Genomic DNA, 21183 nt, shown 5'->3' with positions numbered 1-21183 from the left:
CGCGGATTCGTCGCGTGGATCAGGCGTGCACGCCGAAGCCACCGGTCCAACTGATGTGCTCGCGCACCGCGAGCACCATCTGCAGGAATCCGACGGCCTCGAGCTCGCGAGCGCGCTTCAGCGCCCCCGCGTCGGCGACCTTCAGGCCGGCCGCGGTGAACAGCTCGACCAGCTCGGACTTCGCTGCGTCGTCGTCGCCTGCGATCACCACGGTCGTCGGCTCGCCGCCGACGGTGCCGCTGGCGAGGGTCGCGGCGAAGTTGGTGTTGAACGCCTTCACGACGTGCGCGTCCGGCAGTGTCGCCTGCAGCTGTGCGGCGGCGGAGGAATCGGCGGGCACGGTGAGCGCGTCGAATGTGGCGAAGTCGACGGGGTTGGTCAGGTCGACGACGGTCTTGCCGTCGAGCGCTGCACCGTAGGTCGTCACGACGTCATCCAGCGCCGGGTAGGGGAGGGCGAGCACGACGATGTCGCCGGTGAGCGCGTCGCCGAAGACCGCGGGGGTCGCGCCGAGCGCGGCCGCGGCATCCTGGGCCTTCGCACCGGCGCGGTCGACGATCTGCACGCTCGCGCCGCCCTTCTTCGCGAGACCCGCGATGGCTGATCCCATGTTGCCGGTGCCGATCACCGAGATGCTGGTCATGTCTGTCCTCCTGAGACGTCGGCACCCGCGTGGTTGCAGGTGCAACTATCGAGTTGCAACAGCTTGCACCTGCAACTATTCCCGCCTCGTCGCTAGGATTTTTCGTCATGACCCCGACGGTGCCCAGAATGGATGCGCTCGAGTCGCGAGCCTGGCTCGCTCTCGTGGCGACCAGCGAACTGCTGCCCGCCGCCCTCGACGCCCAGCTGCGCGCCGACGCGCAGCTCACGCACTTCGAGTTCATGGTGCTCAGTGGGCTCATGCAGGCCGAGCACGCCACCATGCGCTCGACGGACATCGCGTCCATGGTCAACTCCACGCTGCCCCGCCTGTCGAAGGTGATCGGCAAGCTCGCGGCGCGCGGCCTCGTCGAGCGCGCCGAGAACCCGAAGGACGCGCGCGTGACCGACGTGCGGCTCACGTCCGACGGGCGCAAGGTGCTGGTGCATTCTCTGCCCGGACACCTCGAGCTCGTGCACGAGCTCGTCATCGACCGGCTCGACAGGCAGCAGCTGGCGGCGCTCGCCGACATCCTCGAGCCGCTCGTCGAGCGCCTCGACCCCGCGCGCAGGATGCTCGATGTCGCGCCGCGCTGACGGCCAGGCGTCCGGCTCGGCCCTGCGACGGGCCGTCTGGCCCGCTCGGCCTCGGCCCACCCCGTCATGGAGACCGGAGTGATCGCGCTCTCGTCACGAGGACCGGGGCATTTCGCCGGTGCCCGTGCGCGTCTCCGGTCTTCAGGACGGGCGCCGGAGCCGTATCCGATGCGGGAGGCGGGGAGCTCGGCCGAACGGCCGGTCAGCCGGCGCACATGGAGAGGATGCCCGTGGGCGCCCTGCTCGGCCTGATCGCGGCACTGGGGTACGGGGCCTCCGACTTCGTGGCCGGGGTGGCCGGTCGCAAGACGCCCGTCATGCTGGTGACCGCCGTGACCCTCGCCGTGGAGTTCGTGTTCGCGGCGGTGGTGCTCGTGTTCGTGCACGGGACCGGGCCGACGCCATCGGTGCTGCTGTGGGGCGCGCTGAGCGGCATCGGGAGCGCGTTCGGAACGCTCGCCCTGTATCAGGGCTTCGCGGTCGGGGCGATGAGTGTGGTGGCGACCGTGTCCGGTGTGCTCACAGTGGTGATCCCGGCCATCGTCGGCGTGGCCATCGGCAACCGGCTGCCGGTGATCGGCGTGCTCGGGGTGGTCGCGGCGGTGGCCGCCGTCGCGCTGGTGTCGTACACCGGCAAGGGCGCAGAGGTCGATGGCGCGCAAGCGGGGGAGCGGCGCGGCGGAGCGGTGTACGGGGTGGCGGCCGGGGCATCCTTCGCCCTGCTGTTCATCGCTCTCGAGCGGGCGGGAACGTCGTCGGGCGCGTGGCCGGTGACGACGGGTCAGCTCGTGTCGTGCGTGGTCGTCGTGCCGTTCGCGGTCATCGGCTTCCGCGTCCACGGGCGGCTCACGGGCTCCGAGCTGAGGCTTCCGGCCGTCGCGGGAGTGCTGGCGGCGATCGCGGCGTTCAGCTACCTGGCCGCGACCGGCTTCGGCGAGCTCGTCGTGATCGCGGTGCTCACCTCGATGTACCCGGCCGTGACGGTGCTGCTGGCGCGCTTCGTGCTGCACGAGCGCTGGAACTGGCCGCAGCGCATCGGGCTCATGCTCTCGGCGGCCTCGGTGGTCGTGATAGCCCTCGCCTGACGCAGGCCACACGCCGCCGGCACGGCGGTGGCACGCAGACTTTAGGCTCGAGTCATGGCCGAGCAGAGATTCGCCGCATCCGTCTATTCATCGCGGCTCGAACGCGCGGCCGAGCTCGCGCGTGACTCCGGGCTCGACGCCGTCGTCGTGACGCCGGGGCCCGACTTCCAGTACCTGCTCGGATCGCGCGCCGCGACGTTCGAGCGGCTCACCGCACTGGTCGTGCCCGCGCAAGGCGAGCCGTTCGTCGTCGTGCCGCGCATGGAGCTCGCCGCCTTGCGCGCCTCGGCGGTCGGCGAGGCGGGCATCGAGCTGCGCGACTGGGTCGACGGCGACGACCCGTACGCCCTTGCGCTCACGGGACTCGGCGTCGTGCGCAGGCTCGGCGTCAGCGAGGCGACGCCCGCGCTGCACACGGTGCCGCTGGCGACCTCGGCAGACACCGCGCCCGAGCTCGCCACCCCGGTGCTGCGCCGCCTGCGCATGGTGAAGGATGCCGCCGAGATCGTCGCCCTGCGCGAGGCGGGCGCGGCGATCGACAGGGTGCACGCCCGCATGGGCGAGTGGCTGAGAGTCGGACGCACCGAGCGCGAGGTCGGCGCGGACATCGCGGCGGCCATCGTGCAAGAGGGCCACGCCGAGGCGGACTTCGTGATCGTGGCCTCCGGCCCGAACGGCGCAGACCCGCACCACGAGGTCTCCGACCGCGTGATCGCCGGCGGCGAGGCCGTGGTGGTCGACATCGGCGGACCAACGGCGCTCGGCTACAACTCCGACAGCACGCGCACCTACGCGGTGGGCGAGGTGCCCGTCGGCATCCGGGATGCCTACGCCGCGCTCGAGCGCGCACAGCAGTCGGCGGTCGACGCGGTGCGCCCCGGCGTCACTGCCGAGAGCGTGGATGCCGCCGCCCGCGACGTGCTCGCCGAGGTCGGTCTCGCAGACCGCTTCATCCACCGCACGGGACACGGCATCGGCCTCTCGGTGCACGAGGAGCCCTACATCGTCGCCGGCAACACGCTGCAGCTGGAGCCCGGAATGGCGTTCAGCATCGAGCCGGGCATCTACTTCCCTGGCGAATGGGGCGCGCGCATCGAGGACATCGTCGTCGTCACCGACGGCGGTGTGGAGCCGCTCAATCTGCGGCCGCACTCGCTCGCGCAGCTCTGAGCGGCCCGGGGGACGCTGGGCAATCCCGGACCGCGAAGAGGCACCGCTCAGTGGGAGCCGCTCAGGGAACGATCACGGTGCGCTCGTTCGGCGCATCCACGCGGCTCCAGGCCGACTCGACGTCGGCGAGCGGAACGATGCGCGGTGCGACGCCGATCGCGCCGGACTGCAGCTCGTCGACCAGGGAGGGCAGCTCGGCGACGTAGTCGTGCAGCGACACCGAGCCCTGGCCCGCGCCCAGCAGGCGGAAGTTCGTGGAGCGGAACGCCGCCGACGGCAGCTCGATCGTCGGTCCCGCCATCGACCCGATCTGCACCCAGTCCAGCGCGCGCGAGCGGTCCTGCCGTGCGGTGAGCATCGCGACGATGGCGTCGGAGGCCGGCGTGCTCCAGAGATAGTCGAGTGCGACGTCCACGTCGGACGCGACCTCCGCGAGAGCCGCAGCGGTCTCGGCTCGGTCGTCCGTGATGCGCACGACCTCGTCGGCGCCGAGTTCGAGCAGCGCGTCGAGCCGCTGCCGGTCTCTTCCTGCGCCGACGACGCGCCCGGCGCCGAGCCGTCGCGCGATCTGCACCGCGGCCGTTCCCGCGCTTCCCGTGGCGCCGAGCACCAGAACGCTCGCGCCTGGCTTCAGCTGCACGCGACGTCGCAGAGCGACCCACGATGACATCGCGGGATTCATCGATGCTGCCACCCGCGCGACATCCACCCCGTCGGGCAGCACGACGCTGCGACGAACGTCGACGACCGCGCGCTCGGCCATGGTGCCGATCACGTCATCATCGGCGACGAAGTACGCCAGTCGGCCGTCGGGAAGGCGGCCGACGCCGTCGACCCCGGGGATCGCGGGCAGTGTGCCCGAGCTCGTGTAATGGCTTCCGGATGCCCCGGACTTGACGCGCGGGTGCAGCCCGACGGCGAGCACCTCGGCCAACACCTCATGGTGACCGGTGGGTGTCGGAACCTCGAATTCGCGGTAGTGCGGCGGCTCGTCGAACGAGGTGACGACGGCGGCGTTCATGGTGGGCATCGGTACTCCTGAGGGAAACTAGTTGGTGATACGAACCAATATAGTTTGTGACGCCAACTAATGCAACCTAGAATCGACCCATGACCACAGGGAGCACCTCGTCCGCATCGCGCGTCCACGCGACAGAAGGTGCGGAGGTCCGGCATCCCCCCTCACCGGAGACCGGCGGTGCATCCACCGCCGACGTCGAGGCGCTGTCGGCGGTCGACGCGCTGGCGCAGCTCTCCTTTCTCGTGCAGGCGACGCTCGAGCGGAGGGCGGCGGAGCACGACGTGAGCATCGTGGTGACGCGGCTGATGGGCATCCTTCGCGACCGCACGCCCACGATGAACGAGCTCGCCGCGCTGCTCGAGCTGGACAAGTCGAGCGTCTCCGGGCTGGTCGATCGCGCCGTGCGCCGGGGCTTCGTGCAGAGGATGCCGTCGGCCACCGACCGCCGCTCGGTGCGCGTCGCGCTCACCGACGAGGGTCGACGGATGGCGGTCGATGTCACGTCGGAGTTCGGGTCCGACATCGAGAGGCTGCTCGCGCCGCTTTCGGAGCGCGACGGGAAGTCTCTCACCCGGATCGCGACCGCGGTGCTCGCTCGCCACGTCTCCGAGCGGGGATCTGCGGCCGACGGCGCTGACGAGTTCGCTTGACCGAGCGGTCTGCGACCCATCGGCGCTCAGGTCTGCAGCCAGGGATCAGCGACGTGCAGACGAGGAGGCCGGCGGCAGGAAGTGTTCTTCCGACGGCGCGCCCGTCACGAAGCGCATCGCCGCGGCGACGGTCTCGCGATCACGTCCGGTGAGCCGCTCCGTGTTCTGCCGGCGGAACTCGCCCCATGACGGCACGACGAAGCTCTCGCGGTAACGGTCGGCGACATCGCCGTCGCAATACAGGCGCCAGTGCGAAGCGCCCGTTCGCTGTCTGCTGAGACGAACCATGCGCATCGCCGACTCGAACCCCGATCGGTCTTCGGCACGCACGGTGTAGTCGATCATCACCGTGACAGGGCCGTCGGTCGGGGCCACGTCGAACACCAGGGTCGGAGTCGGCCAGGTGAACTCGATGGTGCGATCGATCGTCCCCGTGCCCTCGCGCAGCGGCAGCCAGATGACACTGATCGCGACGAGCGCGAGCAGCACGGCTGCGATCGTCAGGCTGAGCGGAACGGTGAGCGCATCGCCCACCCAGCCCCAGAGCACCGATCCGATCGCTTGCGCTCCCATGAACATGAGCAGGTAGACGGCGACACCCCGTGAGCGCACCCACTGCGGAAGGGTGAGTTGCAGGGCGGCGTTCAGCACGGTGAGCGTTCCGATCCACGCCGCGCCCGACAGCACCAGAAGCACGATGACTGCGAGGAGCGGCAGCCAGGCCGCCGCGAACGTGCCGAGAGCGAAGACCGCCGCACTGACGGCCAGGATGACGTTGTCCGGCGCCTTCTTGCGGGCCGGCGGCAGCAGGAACACCCCTGCCACGGCACCGACGCCGAGGGCGCCGAGAAGAAGACCGTAGCCGGAGGAATCGAGCTGCAGCCGCTGCGCCGTCAGCGGCAGCAGGGCCCACAGAGCGGCTGCGGGCAATCCGAAGAGCGCCGATCGCAGCAGGATGCGCCGGACGAGTCCCGCAGACGCGACGTAGCGGATGCCCGCACGCAGGGCATCCCGGAACAGCTCCCGATTGTCGAGGCCGGGCTGCGGGGCGCGTCGCCAGCGCCATACCGCGACGGCCGCCAGCGCGAAGGACAACGCGTTCAGGCCGAAGACCGCGGACGGTCCGGCCAGTGCCACGATCACACCGGCCAGTGCCGGACCGATGGCGCGTGCGCCGTTGACGGTGATGCTGGAGAGCCCGCTCGCGGCCGAGATCTGCTCGCGCGGAACCAGCTCGGGCTGAACGGCCTGCCACGCGGGCGCGGTGAGCGCAGAGAGAGAGCCGAGCGCGAACGTGAAAGCGAGCAGCGTCCAGGGGGTGAGCGCTCCGACGACAGTGACGATCGTCAGGATCGCAGCGACGATGGCGCTGAGCAGTGACAACGAGATCAAGAGACGACGGCGGTCCCACAGGTCGGCGATCACGCCGGCGGGCACGGCGAAGACGAGCGAGGGCGCGAGGCTCGCGGTCTGCACGAGCGCGATGAGCAGGGAGCCGGCCGCGGCATCCACGAGGTACCACTGTGCGCCGACGGACTGCATCCAGGTGCCGATGTTGCTGCCCAGCTGCACGAGCCAGAGCATGCGGAACGTTGCGCCGGCCAAGGGCGCCCATGCCGAGCGCGCGCTCGAGGTCGTCGCGGACATGAGCACCAGTCTCGCACCGAGGTGCGCCGTGAACGTCGGCTGGCTTAGCGTGGTGCACATGACCGAGACGACGACGCTCTTCGACGATCCGCACTGGCCGCGCGCGGGACGCTGGCCGGGCGCGGACGCGCTTGCGGCATCCGACCGCGTCGACGTCGCCGTGATCGGCGTGCCGACCTGGCGCACCTCGCTCTCGGCGACGGGTGCGCACGCGACCCCTGCCGCCGTGCGGGCGGCGATCCAGCGGTACGGCACGTTCGCCGATGGTGGCGCATGGCCGTCGGTGGTCGACTTCGGCGACGTCGCGGAGCCCGACGGCGACGGCGAGGTCGATGCGATCGAGGCGGTGCGGGCGGCCGCGTCGCGCAGCTCGCTGGTCGTCGCCATCGGCGGCGACAATGCGCTCACCTACAGCGTGGCGCACGGCGCATGGGCCGGGCGTATCGGCGACGCCGGGCTCATCACCATCGACGCGCACCACGACCTGCGCGACGGCGTCTCCAACGGATCTCCCGTGCGCAGGCTGCTCGCCGACGGCCTCGACGGCCGACGGGTCGCGCAGCTGGGCATCGCCGACTTCGCCAACTCCGCGTTCTACGACGAGAGAGCGCGCGACGCGGGCATCCGCATCGTGCGCCGCGACGAGTTCGAGGCGACGGGGCTGCAGCAGATCGCGACAGAGGCGCTCGCCGTCGCCGGAGCATCAGGCGGCCCGATCCACGTCGACGTCGATGTGGATGCCTGCGACCGCGCCGTCGCGCCCGCCTGCCCTGCCTCGGTGCCGGGTGGCCTCTCCGCGTACCAGTTGCGCCGCACCGTGCGGCTGCTCGCCCGCGACCCCCGCGTGACGTCGCTCGACATCGCCGAGGTCGACGCCACGAGGGATGCCTCCGACGGTCGCACCGTGCGCCTCGCCGCGCTCGTGGTGCTGGAGGCGATCGCGGGCTTCGCGGAGCGTCCGGTCGCCACCGAGGACTGAGCTCAGCCGCCGGCGACGCGCCCGCCGCCGATGCGGCGCCCGAGTTCGGCCGCCGCGCGGCCCAGGCGCTCGGCCGAGGCATCCAGGTCGACATCGCGGTCGGCGGGGAAGGTCAGCGCCACCGACGCCGCAGGCCAGCCGACATGGTCGGGCACGGCCACGGCGATGGAGCGCAGCCCCTCGGTCACCGAGGAGTCCTCGAGGGCGTAGCCGCGGTCCCTGATCGCCTTCAGCTCGGTCGTCAGCTCTCGGTAACTCGCGATGCCCTCGCCGGTGCGGGTGATGAACGAGCCGCGATCCGGGTACAGGGCGCGCACCTGCGCCGGCGGCAGCCAGGCGAGCATCGCCAGCCCCGAAGCCGTGAGGTGCGCGGGGAGCCGCACGCCGACATCTGTCACGAGATAGGGGCCGTGCGGAGCACGGTCTTCGACGAGATAGACGACGTCGCGGCCGAGCAGGACGGTGAGATGACCGTTCAAGCCGAGCTCGTCGACGAGCCGGGCGAGCACCGGGGCGCCCAGCCTCGTGAGCGGCTGCTGGCGGCTGAATCCGCTGGAGAGCTCGAAGGCGGCCACGCCAAGGCCGTACTTCTGCAGCTCGGGCAGTGGAATGACGAAGCCGTGCTCCGTCAGGGCGGCGAGCAGCTGGTAGACGGTCGAGCGCGGAAGCTCGAGCGTGCGCGCGATGGTGGCTGCGGCGACCGGGCCGCGCTGCTGCGACATGAGCCGCAGGATGCGCAGCGTGGCATCGGCGGCTGGGGCCTTTCCCGGCATCCTGCCAGGGTACGCCGAACCCGACGACATCGTCCGGTATCCCGGACGGCACAGGTGGGATCTGCGTCGTTCCGTACCTCGCGGCGAGGTGCAATGGAACCATGACCAGCACAGCACCCTCCGTCACCACGGTCGAATCCACGACAGCCGAGGTCGTCGTCGGCGTCGGTCCGCTCTCGATCGCCGACGTCGTCGCCGTCGCCAGAGAGGACGCGCGAGTGGTGCTGGAGCCGACCGCGATCGCCGCCGTGTCCGAGACCCGTCGGGTGATCGAGGCGTTGGCAGACGACCCGGAGCCGCACTACGGCATCTCCACCGGGTTCGGCGCGCTCGCCACCACCTACATCGACAGCGCAGACCGCGAGCAGCTGCAGCTCAGCCTCATCCGCTCGCACGCGGCCGGAAGCGGCGCCGAGGTGGAGCGCGAGGTCGTGCGTGCCCTGATGCTGTTGCGGCTGAGCACGCTCATGACCGGGCGAACCGGAGTGCGGGCATCCACCGCCGAGGCGTATGCGGCACTGCTCAACGCCGGCATCACGCCGATCGTGCGCGAGTACGGATCGCTCGGCTGCTCGGGGGACCTCGCTCCGCTCGCGCACTGCGCGCTCGCGATCATCGGCGAGGGCGACGTGCGCACCGCGTCGGGCGAGATGGTGCCTGCGGCGGAGGCGCTCGCGGCGGCAGGCATCCACCCCGTCGTGCTCGCCGAGAAGGAGGGGCTCGCGCTCATCAACGGCACAGACGGCATGCTCGGCATGCTGGCCATGGCCATCACCGACCTCGACGCGCTGTACAAGATCGCCGACCTCACCGCCGCGATGAGCGTCGAGGCACTGCTCGGCACGGATGCCGTGTTCGCCGCCGATCTGCAGGCCTTGCGGCCCCAGCTGGGCCAGGCCGCCTCGGCTGCCAACCTGCGCGCCATTCTCGCCGGTTCGGCGATCGTCGCCAGCCACGCCGGCCCTGAGGACCCGACGGTGCAGGACGCCTACTCCCTGCGCTGCAGCCCCCAGGTGCTGGGTGCCGGCCGCGACACCGTCGACCACGCGAGGCAGGTCGCCGTGCGCGAGCTCGCCTCGGCCGTCGACAACCCGGTGGTCACCCTCGACGGCCGAGTGGTCTCCAACGGCAACTTCCACGGCGCGCCCGTCGCGTACGTGCTCGACTTTCTCGCGATCGCGGCGGCGGATGCCGCGGGCATCGCCGAGCGCCGCATCGACAGGCACCTCGACGTGTCGCGCAACAAGGGTCTTCCGGCGTTCCTGGCCGACCGCGCGGGAGTCGACTCCGGGCTCATGATCGCGCAGTACACGGCGGCGGGGATCGTGAGCGAGCTGAAGCGGCTGGCTGTGCCGGCATCTGTCGACTCCATTCCCTCCAGCGCCATGCAGGAGGACCACGTCTCGATGGGCTGGGCCGCCGCCCGCAAGCTGCGCCGCGCCGTGGACGGCCTGCGTCGCGTGCTCGCCATCGAGCTGCTCACGGCGGCGCGTTCGCTCGACCTGCGCGCACCGCTGCAGCCCGGCGCGGCGACGTCCGCCGCACGCGCCGCACTGCGCACCCGTGTCGAGGGCCCCGGTCCCGACCGCCCGCTCTCGGCCGAGATCGAGGATGCCGTGGCGCTCGTCGCCGACGGCAGCATCCTCGCCGCTGTCGAATCCGTGACGGGACCGCTGCGATGAGTGCCCCGTCGCACCCCGCAACCCTCCGGGTCCGTTCCGAAATCCGAAGCGATCGCGCTCTCGGAACGAATACCGGTGAAAACCTCCGGTTCCCGGCCACATCTCCGGTCTTCGGAACGGCAGATGCACAACGGCAGATGCACAGAGTCAAGGAGTGACCACCATGAACGACCGACTGCCCATCCACGCCCCGCGCGGCACGACCCTGCGCGCCAAGTCGTGGCAGACCGAAGCGCCGCTGCGCATGATCATGAACAACCTCGACCCCGAGGTCGCCGAGCGTCCTGAAGACCTCGTCGTCTACGGTGGCACCGGCCGCGCGGCCCGCAGCTGGGAGGCGTTCGACGCCATCGTGCGCACGCTGGAGACGCTGGATGCCGACGAGACGCTTCTCGTGCAGTCCGGCAAGCCGGTCGGCGTGTTCCGCACCCACGAGTGGGCGCCCCGCGTGCTGATCGCCAACTCCAACCTCGTGCCGGACTGGGCGACGTGGCCCGAGTTCCGCAGGCTCGAGGCCGAGGGCCTCACCATGTACGGCCAGATGACCGCCGGAAGCTGGATCTACATCGGCAGCCAAGGCATCCTGCAGGGCACCTACGAGACCTTCGCGGCGGCAGCGGACAAGAAGTTCGGAGGGACGCTGGCCGGCACCCTGACGCTCACGGGCGGATGCGGCGGCATGGGCGGTGCCCAGCCGCTCGCCGTCACCATGAACGACGGCGCCGTGCTCATCGTCGACGTGGACCGCGCCCGCCTGCAGCGCCGTGTCGACCACGGCTACCTCGACGAGCTCACCGACGACCTCGACGACGCCATCGAGCGGGTCGTCTCCGCCAAGAACGAGCGCCGCGCCCTCTCCGTCGGCCTCGTCGGCAACGCCGCGACGGTCTTCCCCGAGCTGCTGCGCCGTGGCACCCCGATCGACATCGTCACCGATCAGACCAGCGCGCACGACCCGCTCAGCTACCTGCCGGAGGGCATCTCCGTCGAGGAGTGGCACGCCGCGGCGAAGGCGGACCCGGAGGGCTTCACGACGAAGGCACGGGCATCCATGGCCAAGCAGGTCGAGGCGATGGTCGGCTTCATGGATGCCGGCGCCGAGGTCTTCGACTACGGCAACTCGATTCGCGCGGAGGCCGAGCTCGGCGGGTACGACAGGGCGTTCGCCTTCCCCGGGTTCGTGCCCGCGCACATCCGCCCGCTGTTCGAAGAGGGCAAGGGGCCGTTCCGCTGGGCCGCGCTCTCCGGAGACCCCAAGGACATCGCGGTGACCGACCAGGCCATCCTCGAGCTGTTCCCGAACAACGAGAAGCTGCGTCGCTGGATCACGAAGGCAGGCGAGAAGGTGCACTTCGAGGGCCTGCCAGCGCGCATCTGCTGGCTCGGCTACAAGGAACGCCACCTCGCGGGCCTCAGGTTCAACGAGCTCGTGGCCTCCGGCGCCATCTCCGCGCCGATTGTGATCGGCCGCGACCACCTCGACTCCGGCTCCGTCGCCTCGCCGTACCGCGAGACGGAGGGCATGAAGGACGGCTCGGATGCCATCGCCGACTGGCCGCTGCTCAACGCGCTGCTGAACACCGCATCAGGCGCCACGTGGGTGTCGATCCACCACGGCGGCGGCGTCGGCATCGGCCGCTCGATCCACGCGGGGCAGGTCACGGTGGCCGACGGCACCGAGCTCGCCGCGCAGAAGATCGAGCGCGTGCTCACCAACGACCCCGGCACGGGCGTGATGCGGCACGTGGACGCGGGTTACGAACGCGCCGCGGAGGTTGCACGCGAACGCGGCCTGCGCATCCCCATGCTTGAGGGGTGAGCGGACGCAGAACGTGCCCGCGACCAGCGCAAAAGGTGCTGACCGAGGGGAGGCAGCGAGCATGAGCACTCTCTTCGTGCACGGCATCGGGTTGCTCGTGACCAACGAGCTCGGGGCCAGGGGGGCACGGCCGGACGACCCGCTCGGCGCCATCCCCGACGCTGCGCTCATCGTCATCGACGGCAACGTCGTCTGGGCCGGCCCCCAGGCCGACGCTGCACCGCAGGTCGCGCGCCTGCTGCAGGGCGACGTGGAACGGGTGGATGCCGGCGGCCGGGCCATCATCCCGGGCTTCGTCGACAGCCACACCCACATCGCCTTCGCGGGCGACCGTTCGGCCGAGTTCGTCGCGCGCATGGCGGGGGAGCGGTACGCGGCAGGCGGCATTCGCAGCACCGTCGCAGCCACCCGCGGCGCGAGCGACGAGCAGCTGCGCGCGACTCTGCAGCGCTTCGAGCGGGAACTCGCCGCGCAGGGCACGACAACGTTCGAGGTGAAGACCGGGTACGGGCTCGACGTCGAGAACGAGGAGCGACTGGCGCGGCTCGCGCGCGAGGTGACCGACGAGGTCACGTTCCTCGGCGCGCACGTCGTGGCGCCCGAGTACGCCGACGATCGAGACGGCTACGTCGACCTCGTCACCGGTCCCATGCTCGACGCCTGTGCGCCGCACTCGCGGTGGATCGACGTGTTCTGCGAGGAGGGCGCGTTCACGGTGGACGAGGCCAGGCGCATCCTCACAGCCGGGCAGTCTCGGGGGCTGGGGGCGCGCATCCACGCCGGCCAGCTCGGCGTCGGCGACGGCGTGCGGCTCGCCGTGGAGCTGGGCGCGGCGAGCGTCGACCACGGCACGTACCTCTCGGATGCCGACGTCGAGGCGCTCGCCGGCTCCGACACCGTGTGCACGCTGCTGCCCGGCGTGGAGTTCTCCACGAAGCATCCCTACCCGGATGCCCGTGCCCTGCTCGCCGCGGGCGTCACCCTGGCGCTGGCGAGCGACTGCAACCCGGGATCGTGCTTCACCTCGTCGATGCCGTTCGTCATCGCGCTCGCCGTGCGCGAGCTGGGCATGACGCCGGACGAGGCGCTCTGGGCCGCGACAGCCGGTGGCGCGCGTGCGCTGCACCGCGACGACGTCGGACGTCTGTCGCCCGGCGCGAGCGCCGACCTCGTGCTGCTGGACGCCCCCAGTCACGTCTACCTCGCCTATCGCCCCGGCGTGCCTCTCGTGCGCCGGGTGTGGAAGCAGGGCGTCGAGCTGCGCGTGGCCTGACGTGCGTGCCGGTCCGTCGGCTCTCGCAATTGCGCCAGGTCTCGGCTGTTGCGCCACATAGCCTGGCGCGAAGCCCGAGACCTGGCGCAATCGGCTGCGGCACGGCTGATGGGCGGCCGTGCCCGTCAGTCCTGCCGCGCGAGCCGCTGCATGATCTCGTGCCAGTGCCCTTCCGCGCTCGCGCCCAGGCCGTCGAACGCCTTCGCGAGCAGCCGCATCTGCACGGTCGTGAGCCGGCTCTCCAGCGCGGCGCCCTCTTCGGTGACGGTGAGGCGTCGCACCCGACGGTCGCCGGCATCCGTGTCGATGCGCAGCAGACCGCGCTGCTCCAGCTCCTTGATCGGCCGGTGCACCGCCTGCTTCGTCACGGCGAGCACGCCGAGCAGCTCGCCGACCGAGAGTCCGGGGCTGCGGTCGACGAAGTAGAGGATGCGGTGGTGCGTTCTGCCGAGGCCGCGCTCGGCGAGGATCTCGTCGGGCAGCGCCGTGAACGCGCGGTAGCCGAAGTACAGCTCCTCGATGGCGCTGCGCAGCTCGCGCTCGCACTCCGCACCGTCACCGGCGTCGTCGTTGCCACCGTCACTCATCCGTTTGAGTCAATCATGTTGACCTACATCTCTTCGGGGCGCATAATCTAGTCAACCCATTTGACCTATTCTGCGTCGGGTTCCGGCACACCGGCCGGGCTCATCGCATCAGGCACGCGACACATGACGTCGGCCGTCCGCCACTCTCACCGAAGGCACGTCATGTTCTCCGAGCGTATCGACCGTCTGCAGCCCTCACCCATCCGCGAGATTCTGAGCGTCATCGACCGTCCAGGCATGGTCTCGTTCGCCGGCGGCCTGCCCGCGAGCGAGACGCTGCCCGACTGGTCGGGAACGGCATCCGCCGACGTTCTCCAGTACGGCCCCAGCGAGGGCGAGCCCGCGCTGCGCCAGGTGGTCTCCGAGCGGCTCCGAAGCCTCGGGGTGGATGCCCCGCCCGAGCGGGTGATGATCCTCGGCGGCAGCCAGCAGGGCATCGACCTCGTGGCGAAGCTCTTCATCGACCGCGGCACCCCCGTGGCCGTCGAGTCGCCGACCTACCTCGCCGCCCTGCAGGTGTTCCGGCTCTACGGCGCCCGGTTCGTCGACCTCGACGTGCTCGGCGAGAACCTCGCTCGGCTCGCCTACGTCATCCCCACCTTCGCGAATCCCACGGGAGCGTGCGCGAGCGACGCGGAGCGCGACGAACTCGCCCGACGCTGCCTCAGCGCCGGCACCGTGCTGTTCGAGGACGATCCGTACCGCGACCTCGCCTACGACGACTGCGACAGGCGTCCCGTCGCCTCGCGCATGTCGGGCGGCTCATGGGTCTACCAGGGCTCGTTCTCGAAGACGTTCGCGCCCGGCCTGCGACTCGGCTACCTCGCGGCCTCCGCCGAGCTGTTCCCGCGGCTCGTCATGCTCAAACAGGCGCTCGACCTGCACACCTCACGGCTCTCGCAGAGCATCGTGCTCGAGGCCGTCACCGACCCGGGCTGGGATGCCCGCGTCGAAGGTCTCGTGCGCTTCTACAGTTCGCGCCGTGACGCCTTCGAGTCCGCGATGCGGCGTCACCTCGGCGACCTCGCCGAATGGCACACCCCGCGCGGCGGCCTCTTCTACTGGCTGCGGCTGAACGAGCACATCGACACCCGGCCGCTTCTGGCCGAGGCGATCCGGCGCAACGTGGCATTCATGCCGGGGGAGGAGTTCTTCCCGAACGAGCCGGTGCTCGGCACCATGCGGCTGAACTTCAGCCACGCATCCGGCGACGACGCCGACCGCGGACTGGCCACGCTCGCCGGGCTGCTGCGCGATCGGACGCGCTGAGCCGAGGTGCGGGCTCAGTCCTTCTCTTCGAGCTTCAGGGCCACTCCGAGAGCCAGCAGCGACGCGACCCACTCGCCGAGGAAGAGGCCCCAGTGCTCCGAGCGGCCGCGGTCGTCCTTCTTGGCCCGCGACACCAGCCAGGTGATGAACACGAGCCCCAGCGACACGACCGCCGCGAGGTACGCGTGCTCACTTCTGATGCCCCATCCGCTCAGCAGACTGATCGGATTGCTGCTGGCCAGTTCAACGACCTCGTCGCGCTTGCTCATGGATGTCCCCTGATCCGTGATGGTCTGTGGCCCGGACGCCTGTTCCGGTGCGGTCAGCCTACGCCGACCGCCCTGGCCCGGATAGGTCATAAACGGCCTCGCCTCACCGTCTTCCCCTGCGGCGCCGCATAGGGTACCGGGTGTGCGGAGACCCGAGAAACGACGTGACGTGGACTACACGTCGCTGGACGCGTTGGAGGATGCCGCGCTCGACCCGCGAACAGCCACCGGGCCGTATACCGTGACGCTGGGTGATCCGAACGTGACTGCAGGCAACATCTCCGAGCCCGTCTGGACGAAGTGGCGCGACGATGTCGCCGCCGTCGGGGGACCCTCTCCGCTGTTGCACTTCGTCGACACGCCCCGCACCAGAATAGAGCTCAGCGCCACGCATCCCGGCGGCCTTCCGCAGTTCATCACCGGCGACCGCACGCTGCTGTCGAGCCTGATCCGCGACGACATCGCGCTGCGCGCCGCGAAGGCCGCGGCGGGGGCCATCACGGCCAAGGGCATCGAGCTGCGCACGGTACGCGGCATCGACGCCGTGCACCTCGGCATCGGCCTTGCGCACTGGCGCGACGGCGCAGACGAGTACACCGCTCCCGTGCTGCTGCGGCCCGTCGCGATCCGCCGCTACGGCCGCGACTTCGAGCCTCAAGCTGCGCGGCAAGACCTTCCTCAACCCCGAGCTGCGGCGCACGTTGCACGAGCAGTTCAGCATCGAGCTCGACGCCGACGCGTTCGTCGCGCTCGCCGAGACCAACGGGGTCTTCAAGCCGCAGCCCGTGATCGACCGGCTGCGCTCGCTCACCAGCCACGTGGCATCCTTCTCGGTGCAGCCGAGGCTCGTGGTCTCATCGTTCGCCGATGTGGCGCACAGCATGACGGAAGACCTCGGCGACTTCGAGCACGACGTGCTGCTGGCGCTCTCCGGCAACCCGTCGGCGAAGGATCGCGTCGAGAGCGCGTTCTCGCCGGCCGAGGTGGTGCCGCAAGACACTCGTCCGCCGTCGATCGACACCCTGTTGCTCGATGCGGATCCCGAGCAGGAGAGCGTCGTCGCGCAGATCGCCAGCGGCAACTCCGTCGTGGTCAAGACGCTGCCGGGAACGGGCGCGACGCAGACCGTCGTCAACGCGATCGGCGCGCTCGTGGCGCGTAATCGTCGCGTGCTCGTGGTCGGGCCGCGCCGCTCGAGCCTGGATGCCATCGCCCACCGCCTCGACCAGGTCGGCCTGGGCGGCGCCGCTGTCTCGGCCCGCTCCGTGCGTCGTGATCTCATCCGCTCGATCACCCGCAACGAGAAGACCACCAAGCCCAACGCCGACGAGGTGGACGACGCGCTCGTGCGCCTGCGCAGGGTGCTGCTCGACTATCGCGGAGCGCTCACCGGAAGAGACAAGGCCTTCGGCGTCAGCGTGCTGGATGCCCTCGGCGAGTTGGCGCGTCTGGCGCTGCTGCCGTCGCCCCCGCGCACGAAGGCCCGCCTCGACAGGTCGTCGATCGAGGCGCTCGCGAACGACCGCACGGAGGCGGCAGGCGTGCTGCGCAAGGCGGCCGCGCTCGGCGAGTTCAGGTACGGGCCGAACGACTCGCCCTGGTACGGGGCCGACTTCCACTCCACGGCGGAGGCGACGGCGGCGCACGCGCTCGCCAAGAAGCTGAGCAGCATCGAGGTCCCCCGGCTCATCGACAGGGCCACCGCGCTCATCGAGGGAACCCGGCTGCGCCCCTTCGCCAACATCGCCGAGCTCGGCATCTACCTGCGCCTGCTCGCCGACGTGCGCGAGAGCCTCGACAGGTTTCTGCCCGCCGTGTTCGACCGTCCTCTCGACGAGCTGATCACCGCAACGTCGGCGCGCCGCGACAACTCGGGCATGTCGGGGGCGACCAGGCGACGGCTGCGCAAGCTGGCTCAGGAATACGTGCGCCCCGGCGGTCACGTCGCCGACCTGAACGAGGCGCTGCGGCGCATCCAGCAGCAGCGCACGCTGTGGAACAGGTTCGCGGAGGCGGGCGCGCCGCCGAGCGTGCCGGTCGGCGTCGCCGACGTGCAGGTGGCCTACCAGAAGGTCGCAGAAGACCTGATGAGCCTGGATGTCCCGCTCGGCCGCACGCGCACCAAGGACTCCCTGCTCGTGCTGCCCCTCGGCGAGCTGACGCAGCAGCTCGGCGGGCTCGCCGTCGAATCCGAAGTGCTCATGAACCTGCAGGAGCGCACGGCACTGCTCGCTCGGCTCCGCGAGCTGCGGCTGGATCCGCTCCTGTCGGACATGTCAGCTCGTCACGTCACGAGCGACAACGTGGCGGCCGAGCTGGAACTCGCCTGGTGGCAGTCGGTGCTCGAGACACTGCTGGCCGACGACCGCGCGCTGCTCGGCGCCAACACCAAGGTGCTCGACCGGCTCGAGGCCGACTTCAGGCTGGTGGACCAGGCCCACGCGTCGGCGACCGGCCAGCTGCTGGCCGCCCAGCTCGCGGTGCAGTGGAAGATCGCGCTCGCCGACAACATCGAGCAGGCCGACTCGCTGCGCCGCATGCTGAAGAACGGCTCGGTGTCGCCGGCGATCCTCGCGGAGCAGGCACCGCAGCTGAGCCGCGTGCTCGCGCCGGTGTGGCTCGCGTCGCCCTACGACGTGTCGGCGCTGCCGGCGTCGATGGCGTTCGACACGGTCATCCTCGTCGACGCGGGCGCGTGCACTCTCGCCGAGAGCATCGGCGCGCTGCACAGGGCGCGCCAGGTGGTCGCCGTCGGCGATCCCGTGACGCAGACACCGTCGCCGTTCCGCATCGCGGTCACCGACCCGTCGTCCTCCGACGACGATGAGCAGGCAGAGCCTCGCGACGTGGATGCCCTCCACGCCTCCTCGGCACTGGCCCGGCTCTCCGACCTGCTCCCCGTCTACACTCTCACCCGCAGCTACCGCTCGGTGGGAGACGACCTCGCCGAGCTCGTCGACCGCCGGTTCTACGGCGGACAGATCGAGTCCCTGCCGTGGGCCGGCAGCTTCCTCGGCCACTCCAGCCTCACGCTGAGCTATGTGCGCGGCGGACACGGCATGCCCGACGGCGACACCGGAACGGTGGAGAGCGTCGACGCCGAGGTGAACCGCGTTGTTGAGCTCGTGCTCGACCATGCGCTGAACCGGCCGCGCGAATCGCTCATGGTGGTCACGGCGAGCCAGAAGCACGCGGTGCGGGTGCAGCACGCCGTGCTGGCGGCATCCTCGGGGCGGCAGGAGCTGGCCGACTTCATCATGGGCGACCGGCCGGAACCGTTCACGGTGGTCACGCTCGACGAGGCGGTCGCGCAGAGCCGCGACCGGGTGATCTTCTCGATCGGCTACGGCCGCACCCCGCACGGCCGGCTGCTCTCGTCGTTCGGCGCGCTCGGCGAGCCGGGCGGAGAGAGGATGCTCGCGGTCGGCCTCACCCGCGCCCGCCGCGCGATGGACATCGTGTCGTGCTTCCGTCCTGAGGACATCGACGACTCGCGCATGAGGCACGGCATCGTCGCGCTGGCCCAGGTGCTCGAGGAGGCGCAGGAGATCGAGTCGTCGAACGACGAGATCCCCGACGACTCCGAGCCCCTGCTCATCGACCTCGCGTACCGGCTCGAGAAGCTCGGCATGAACGTGCAGCTCGGGCACCGCGGTGTGCTGCCGCTGGCCGCGTCGTTCGCGGGCAAAGCCGTGGTGGTCGAGACCGACAGGGTGCTGGGCGCGGCGAGCCTGCGGGAGTCGCTGCGACTGCGGCCCGAGGTGCTGCGCCGGCTCGGCTGGCACTACGTGCGGGTGCACAGCTTCGAGCTGTTCGCCGACCCCGAGGCGGTGGCGCTGCGCATCGGTCGGCTGCTCGGTGCCGTCGAGCCCGAGCAGAAGGACGACTGACGCGGGTCGGCCCCGTCGCGCGGGACGTGCCATGCGCACGGCCCCGTACGCTGGAGAGCGTGACGCGATCAGGTGCGAACGAACGGCGGCAGGGCCGGAGGGCTCAGCGCGCCGGCGCGCCGGGCGCCGACCCGACACCGCAGGCCGGTGCGGATGCCGCGGTGCGCGCATCCGACGACACCGACCGTGCGTGGGGAGACCGTTCCGACCGCAACGACGAGCGGCTGAAGGGCGACGTTCCGCCGCACTGGGGCAAGACGCACTGAGCACGCCCCACCGGGCACGACTCACTCCGACCGCGCCTTCGGCGGCTTTCGGACCGGGGGAGCGGGGCGCGCGGGCGCGCTATTCCGAAGGCGGCGCGTCGGAGTGCCGACCGCCTGCCGCTTCCGATCTGGCGGCATCGAGCAGGTTCGCGTCGGCCTGTGCGGCGAGCAGGTCGCGGATCTGCGTGAGCAGCTCGACGTCGGCGGGCAGCGCCTCGGCCTCGTCGCCCGCTGTGACCGCGCGCTTGGCCTCCGCCCGTTCCCTGAAGTGGTTCATGGGCAGCACGAACACGAAGTACACGACGAGCGCGACCGCCAGGAACTGGATGACGGCGCCGATGATCGCGCCGAACGCCAGGTAGGTGGTGCCACCGCCGACCGTGGGGATCGGCACCTTGAGGGCCTTGTCGAGCGAGTCGGCCTTGAAGACGGCGCTGATCAGCGGGTTGATCAGGCTGGCGACGATGGCGTTCACGACGGCCGTGAACGCAGCGCCGATGACAACGGCGACCGCGAGATCGATCACGTTGCCGCGCATGATGAACTCTTTGAAGCCCTTGATCACGGTGACCCCCCAGTGTGTCGTGGTGTGGCTCGCACCTTAGATGGTACGGACCAACGTGCGATCAGGCGGCAGAACCCGCTGACGACGGCGCGGCGGGCGTACTCTTCTTCTCGGTGGATGCCGGCTTCGAGTCGCTCGATGACGACGACGGGGCATCCTTCTTGGCTGCGGGTGCCGACGAGGACGAGCCGCCGCGCGAGTCGGTGCGGTAGAAGCCCGATCCCTTGAACGTGACGCCGACGGCGCCGAACACCTTGCGCAGCGGTCCGCCGCACTCCGGGCACACGGTCAGTGCGTCGTCGCTGAAGGACTGGTGGATGTCGAACGCGTGTCCGCATTCAGCGCACTTATAGGAATAGGTGGGCATCGGTTCTCTCTCGATCGTGGTGGTGTCAGCGGAACCGGATGATGCGGGTCGGGGTCACCGCGCCGGTCACCGGTTCGTCGTGTCGTTCGCGGGGCACCTCGTCGAGAACCTCGCCGTCGAACACCACGGCGTACACCGGGGGACATTTTTTCCATGCTGCCCAGGGTTTTGTCGAAGTAGCCCTTGCCCCACCCCATGCGCATGCCCGACGCGTCGACGGCAGCAGCCGGAACGATGATGAGATCGACGTCGTTGATCGCGATCGGACCGAGCAGCTCGCCGACGGCCTCCGGCAGGCCGTGGATGCCGAGGGTCTCGGACTCGCCGTCGTCGACGGTCCAGTCGAGCAGTCCGTCTTCCCTGCTGATCGGCAGCAGCACTCGCAGGTGCTCGGCGAACGCCCAGTTGAGGAACGGCCTGGTGTTCGGCTCGTTCTGTCCGGAGAGATAACAGGAGAGCGAGGCGGCATCGTGTTCCTCGACGAGACGCTGCAGGTTCGCCGTGATGCCGGCGGTCGCATTCTCCCTCTCGGTGCTCGTGAGGTTCTGCCTGCGTTCGCGGAGGTCGGCGCGGAGAGCGCGCTTCGCGCTGCTCTGGTCGGTGGGCATACCCGCGATTTTAGGCGGATTGTC

Annotated in this window: 18 protein-coding genes and 2 pseudogenes; 11 read left to right on the top strand and 9 right to left on the bottom strand. The window is 70.5% G+C overall.

Going from position 1 to position 21183, the window contains the following annotated elements:
• Positions 1-19: 19 nt before the first annotated feature.
• Complete coding sequence (locus tag FPZ11_RS08080; protein ID WP_146319876.1) at positions 20-643, bottom strand: NADPH-dependent F420 reductase; 624 nt, start codon at positions 641-643, stop codon at positions 20-22.
• Positions 644-750: 107 nt separating this feature from the next.
• Between FPZ11_RS08080 and FPZ11_RS08075 the strand changes: the two genes are divergently transcribed.
• From FPZ11_RS08075 to FPZ11_RS08065, 3 genes are all read left to right on the top strand, one after another.
• Entirely contained in the window at positions 751-1239 is a 489-nt protein-coding gene (locus FPZ11_RS08075; RefSeq protein ID WP_146319874.1) for a MarR family winged helix-turn-helix transcriptional regulator, read from the top strand.
• Positions 1240-1463: 224 nt separating this feature from the next.
• Positions 1464-2324, top strand: coding sequence for an EamA family transporter (locus FPZ11_RS08070; RefSeq protein ID WP_168203765.1), 861 nt, complete (start codon positions 1464-1466; stop codon positions 2322-2324).
• Between the two features lie 54 nt (positions 2325-2378).
• On the top strand, positions 2379-3494 hold the full coding sequence (locus FPZ11_RS08065; protein WP_146319870.1) for a M24 family metallopeptidase: 1116 nt from the start codon (positions 2379-2381) through the stop codon (positions 3492-3494).
• A 61-nt stretch (positions 3495-3555) separates the two neighbouring features.
• Here FPZ11_RS08065 and FPZ11_RS08060 read toward each other — a convergent pair whose 3' ends face one another.
• Entirely contained in the window at positions 3556-4524 is a 969-nt protein-coding gene (locus FPZ11_RS08060; RefSeq protein ID WP_246846595.1) for a quinone oxidoreductase family protein, read from the bottom strand.
• 80 nt (positions 4525-4604) lie between these two features.
• Between FPZ11_RS08060 and FPZ11_RS08055 the strand changes: the two genes are divergently transcribed.
• The gene (locus tag FPZ11_RS08055; protein WP_146319868.1) at positions 4605-5165 is read left to right on the top strand and encodes a MarR family winged helix-turn-helix transcriptional regulator; all 561 of its coding nucleotides are present in this window, start codon (positions 4605-4607) and stop codon (positions 5163-5165) included.
• A gap of 45 nt (positions 5166-5210) precedes the next feature.
• Here FPZ11_RS08055 and FPZ11_RS08050 read toward each other — a convergent pair whose 3' ends face one another.
• Positions 5211-6812 carry an MFS transporter gene (locus tag FPZ11_RS08050; protein WP_146319866.1) on the bottom strand — a complete coding sequence of 534 codons (1602 nt, stop codon included), beginning with the start codon at positions 6810-6812 and terminating at the stop codon, positions 5211-5213.
• Positions 6813-6870: 58 nt separating this feature from the next.
• Between FPZ11_RS08050 and FPZ11_RS08045 the strand changes: the two genes are divergently transcribed.
• Positions 6871-7791 (top strand): arginase family protein, encoded by a 921-nt coding sequence (locus tag FPZ11_RS08045; RefSeq protein ID WP_146319864.1) that lies wholly within the window; start codon positions 6871-6873, stop codon positions 7789-7791.
• 2 nt (positions 7792-7793) lie between these two features.
• On the opposite strand, the gene FPZ11_RS08040 is transcribed toward FPZ11_RS08045, so the two are convergent.
• A complete protein-coding gene (locus tag FPZ11_RS08040) occupies positions 7794-8564 on the bottom strand; it encodes an IclR family transcriptional regulator (RefSeq protein WP_146319862.1) in 771 nt (256 codons plus the stop codon).
• 101 nt (positions 8565-8665) lie between these two features.
• Between FPZ11_RS08040 and hutH the strand changes: the two genes are divergently transcribed.
• From hutH to hutI, 3 genes are all read left to right on the top strand, one after another.
• A complete protein-coding gene (hutH, locus tag FPZ11_RS08035; protein ID WP_146319860.1) occupies positions 8666-10246 on the top strand; it encodes a histidine ammonia-lyase in 1581 nt (526 codons plus the stop codon).
• Positions 10247-10409: 163 nt separating this feature from the next.
• Complete coding sequence (gene hutU / locus FPZ11_RS08030) at positions 10410-12065, top strand: urocanate hydratase (RefSeq protein WP_146319858.1); 1656 nt, start codon at positions 10410-10412, stop codon at positions 12063-12065.
• 61 nt (positions 12066-12126) lie between these two features.
• The gene (gene hutI, locus FPZ11_RS08025) at positions 12127-13338 is read left to right on the top strand and encodes an imidazolonepropionase (protein WP_146319857.1); all 1212 of its coding nucleotides are present in this window, start codon (positions 12127-12129) and stop codon (positions 13336-13338) included.
• A gap of 125 nt (positions 13339-13463) precedes the next feature.
• Here hutI and FPZ11_RS08020 read toward each other — a convergent pair whose 3' ends face one another.
• Positions 13464-13925: a MarR family winged helix-turn-helix transcriptional regulator gene (locus tag FPZ11_RS08020; protein WP_146319855.1), complete on the bottom strand. Its 462-nt coding sequence runs from the start codon at positions 13923-13925 to the stop codon at positions 13464-13466.
• Positions 13926-14087: 162 nt separating this feature from the next.
• Here FPZ11_RS08020 and FPZ11_RS08015 point away from each other — a divergent pair, with 162 nt between their 5' ends.
• Positions 14088-15194: an aminotransferase-like domain-containing protein gene (locus tag FPZ11_RS08015; RefSeq protein WP_210415984.1), complete on the top strand. Its 1107-nt coding sequence runs from the start codon at positions 14088-14090 to the stop codon at positions 15192-15194.
• 14 nt (positions 15195-15208) lie between these two features.
• Here FPZ11_RS08015 and FPZ11_RS08010 read toward each other — a convergent pair whose 3' ends face one another.
• Positions 15209-15463: a hypothetical protein gene (locus FPZ11_RS08010; RefSeq protein WP_146319851.1), complete on the bottom strand. Its 255-nt coding sequence runs from the start codon at positions 15461-15463 to the stop codon at positions 15209-15211.
• A 193-nt stretch (positions 15464-15656) separates the two neighbouring features.
• Between FPZ11_RS08010 and FPZ11_RS08005 the strand changes: the two are divergent.
• A pseudogene (locus tag FPZ11_RS08005) lies at positions 15657-19353 on the top strand (AAA family ATPase).
• 59 nt (positions 19354-19412) lie between these two features.
• Positions 19413-19619: a hypothetical protein gene (locus FPZ11_RS08000; RefSeq protein ID WP_146319849.1), complete on the top strand. Its 207-nt coding sequence runs from the start codon at positions 19413-19415 to the stop codon at positions 19617-19619.
• Positions 19620-19698: 79 nt separating this feature from the next.
• Here the strand turns inward: FPZ11_RS08000 and mscL are convergent, their stop codons facing one another.
• From mscL to FPZ11_RS07985, 3 genes and pseudogenes are all read right to left on the bottom strand, one after another.
• Positions 19699-20184 (bottom strand): large conductance mechanosensitive channel protein MscL, encoded by a 486-nt coding sequence (mscL, locus tag FPZ11_RS07995; RefSeq protein ID WP_146319847.1) that lies wholly within the window; start codon positions 20182-20184, stop codon positions 19699-19701.
• Between the two features lie 61 nt (positions 20185-20245).
• A complete protein-coding gene (locus FPZ11_RS07990; RefSeq protein ID WP_146319845.1) occupies positions 20246-20551 on the bottom strand; it encodes an FmdB family zinc ribbon protein in 306 nt (101 codons plus the stop codon).
• 25 nt (positions 20552-20576) lie between these two features.
• A pseudogene (locus FPZ11_RS07985) lies at positions 20577-21159 on the bottom strand (5-formyltetrahydrofolate cyclo-ligase).
• Positions 21160-21183: the final 24 nt, after the last annotated feature.

The sequence above is a fragment of the Humibacter ginsenosidimutans genome (genome assembly GCF_007859675.1).
GTDB classification, from domain to species: domain Bacteria; phylum Actinomycetota; class Actinomycetes; order Actinomycetales; family Microbacteriaceae; genus Humibacter; species Humibacter ginsenosidimutans.
The sequence above is the reverse complement of the archived record's forward strand: the minus strand, read 5'-3'. Positions and strand labels throughout refer to the sequence as shown.

Excerpts from the sequence above, each read along its gene's own strand:
- FPZ11_RS08080 (WP_146319876.1), bottom strand. The coding sequence starts at position 643 with ATGACCAGCATCTCGGTGATCGGCACCGGCAACATGGGATCAGCCATC.
- FPZ11_RS08075 (WP_146319874.1), top strand. The coding sequence starts at position 751 with ATGACCCCGACGGTGCCCAGAATGGATGCGCTCGAGTCGCGAGCCTGG.
- FPZ11_RS08070 (WP_168203765.1), top strand. The coding sequence starts at position 1,464 with ATGCCCGTGGGCGCCCTGCTCGGCCTGATCGCGGCACTGGGGTACGGG.
- FPZ11_RS08065 (WP_146319870.1), top strand. The coding sequence starts at position 2,379 with ATGGCCGAGCAGAGATTCGCCGCATCCGTCTATTCATCGCGGCTCGAA.
- FPZ11_RS08060 (WP_246846595.1), bottom strand. The coding sequence starts at position 4,524 with ATGCCCACCATGAACGCCGCCGTCGTCACCTCGTTCGACGAGCCGCCG.
- FPZ11_RS08055 (WP_146319868.1), top strand. The coding sequence starts at position 4,605 with ATGACCACAGGGAGCACCTCGTCCGCATCGCGCGTCCACGCGACAGAA.
- FPZ11_RS08050 (WP_146319866.1), bottom strand. The coding sequence starts at position 6,812 with ATGTCCGCGACGACCTCGAGCGCGCGCTCGGCATGGGCGCCCTTGGCC.
- FPZ11_RS08045 (WP_146319864.1), top strand. The coding sequence starts at position 6,871 with ATGACCGAGACGACGACGCTCTTCGACGATCCGCACTGGCCGCGCGCG.
- FPZ11_RS08040 (WP_146319862.1), bottom strand. The coding sequence starts at position 8,564 with ATGCCGGGAAAGGCCCCAGCCGCCGATGCCACGCTGCGCATCCTGCGG.
- hutH (WP_146319860.1), top strand. The coding sequence starts at position 8,666 with ATGACCAGCACAGCACCCTCCGTCACCACGGTCGAATCCACGACAGCC.
- hutU (WP_146319858.1), top strand. The coding sequence starts at position 10,410 with ATGAACGACCGACTGCCCATCCACGCCCCGCGCGGCACGACCCTGCGC.
- hutI (WP_146319857.1), top strand. The coding sequence starts at position 12,127 with ATGAGCACTCTCTTCGTGCACGGCATCGGGTTGCTCGTGACCAACGAG.
- FPZ11_RS08020 (WP_146319855.1), bottom strand. The coding sequence starts at position 13,925 with ATGAGTGACGGTGGCAACGACGACGCCGGTGACGGTGCGGAGTGCGAG.
- FPZ11_RS08015 (WP_210415984.1), top strand. The coding sequence starts at position 14,088 with ATGTTCTCCGAGCGTATCGACCGTCTGCAGCCCTCACCCATCCGCGAG.
- FPZ11_RS08010 (WP_146319851.1), bottom strand. The coding sequence starts at position 15,463 with ATGAGCAAGCGCGACGAGGTCGTTGAACTGGCCAGCAGCAATCCGATC.
- FPZ11_RS07990 (WP_146319845.1), bottom strand. The coding sequence starts at position 20,551 with ATGCCCACCTATTCCTATAAGTGCGCTGAATGCGGACACGCGTTCGAC.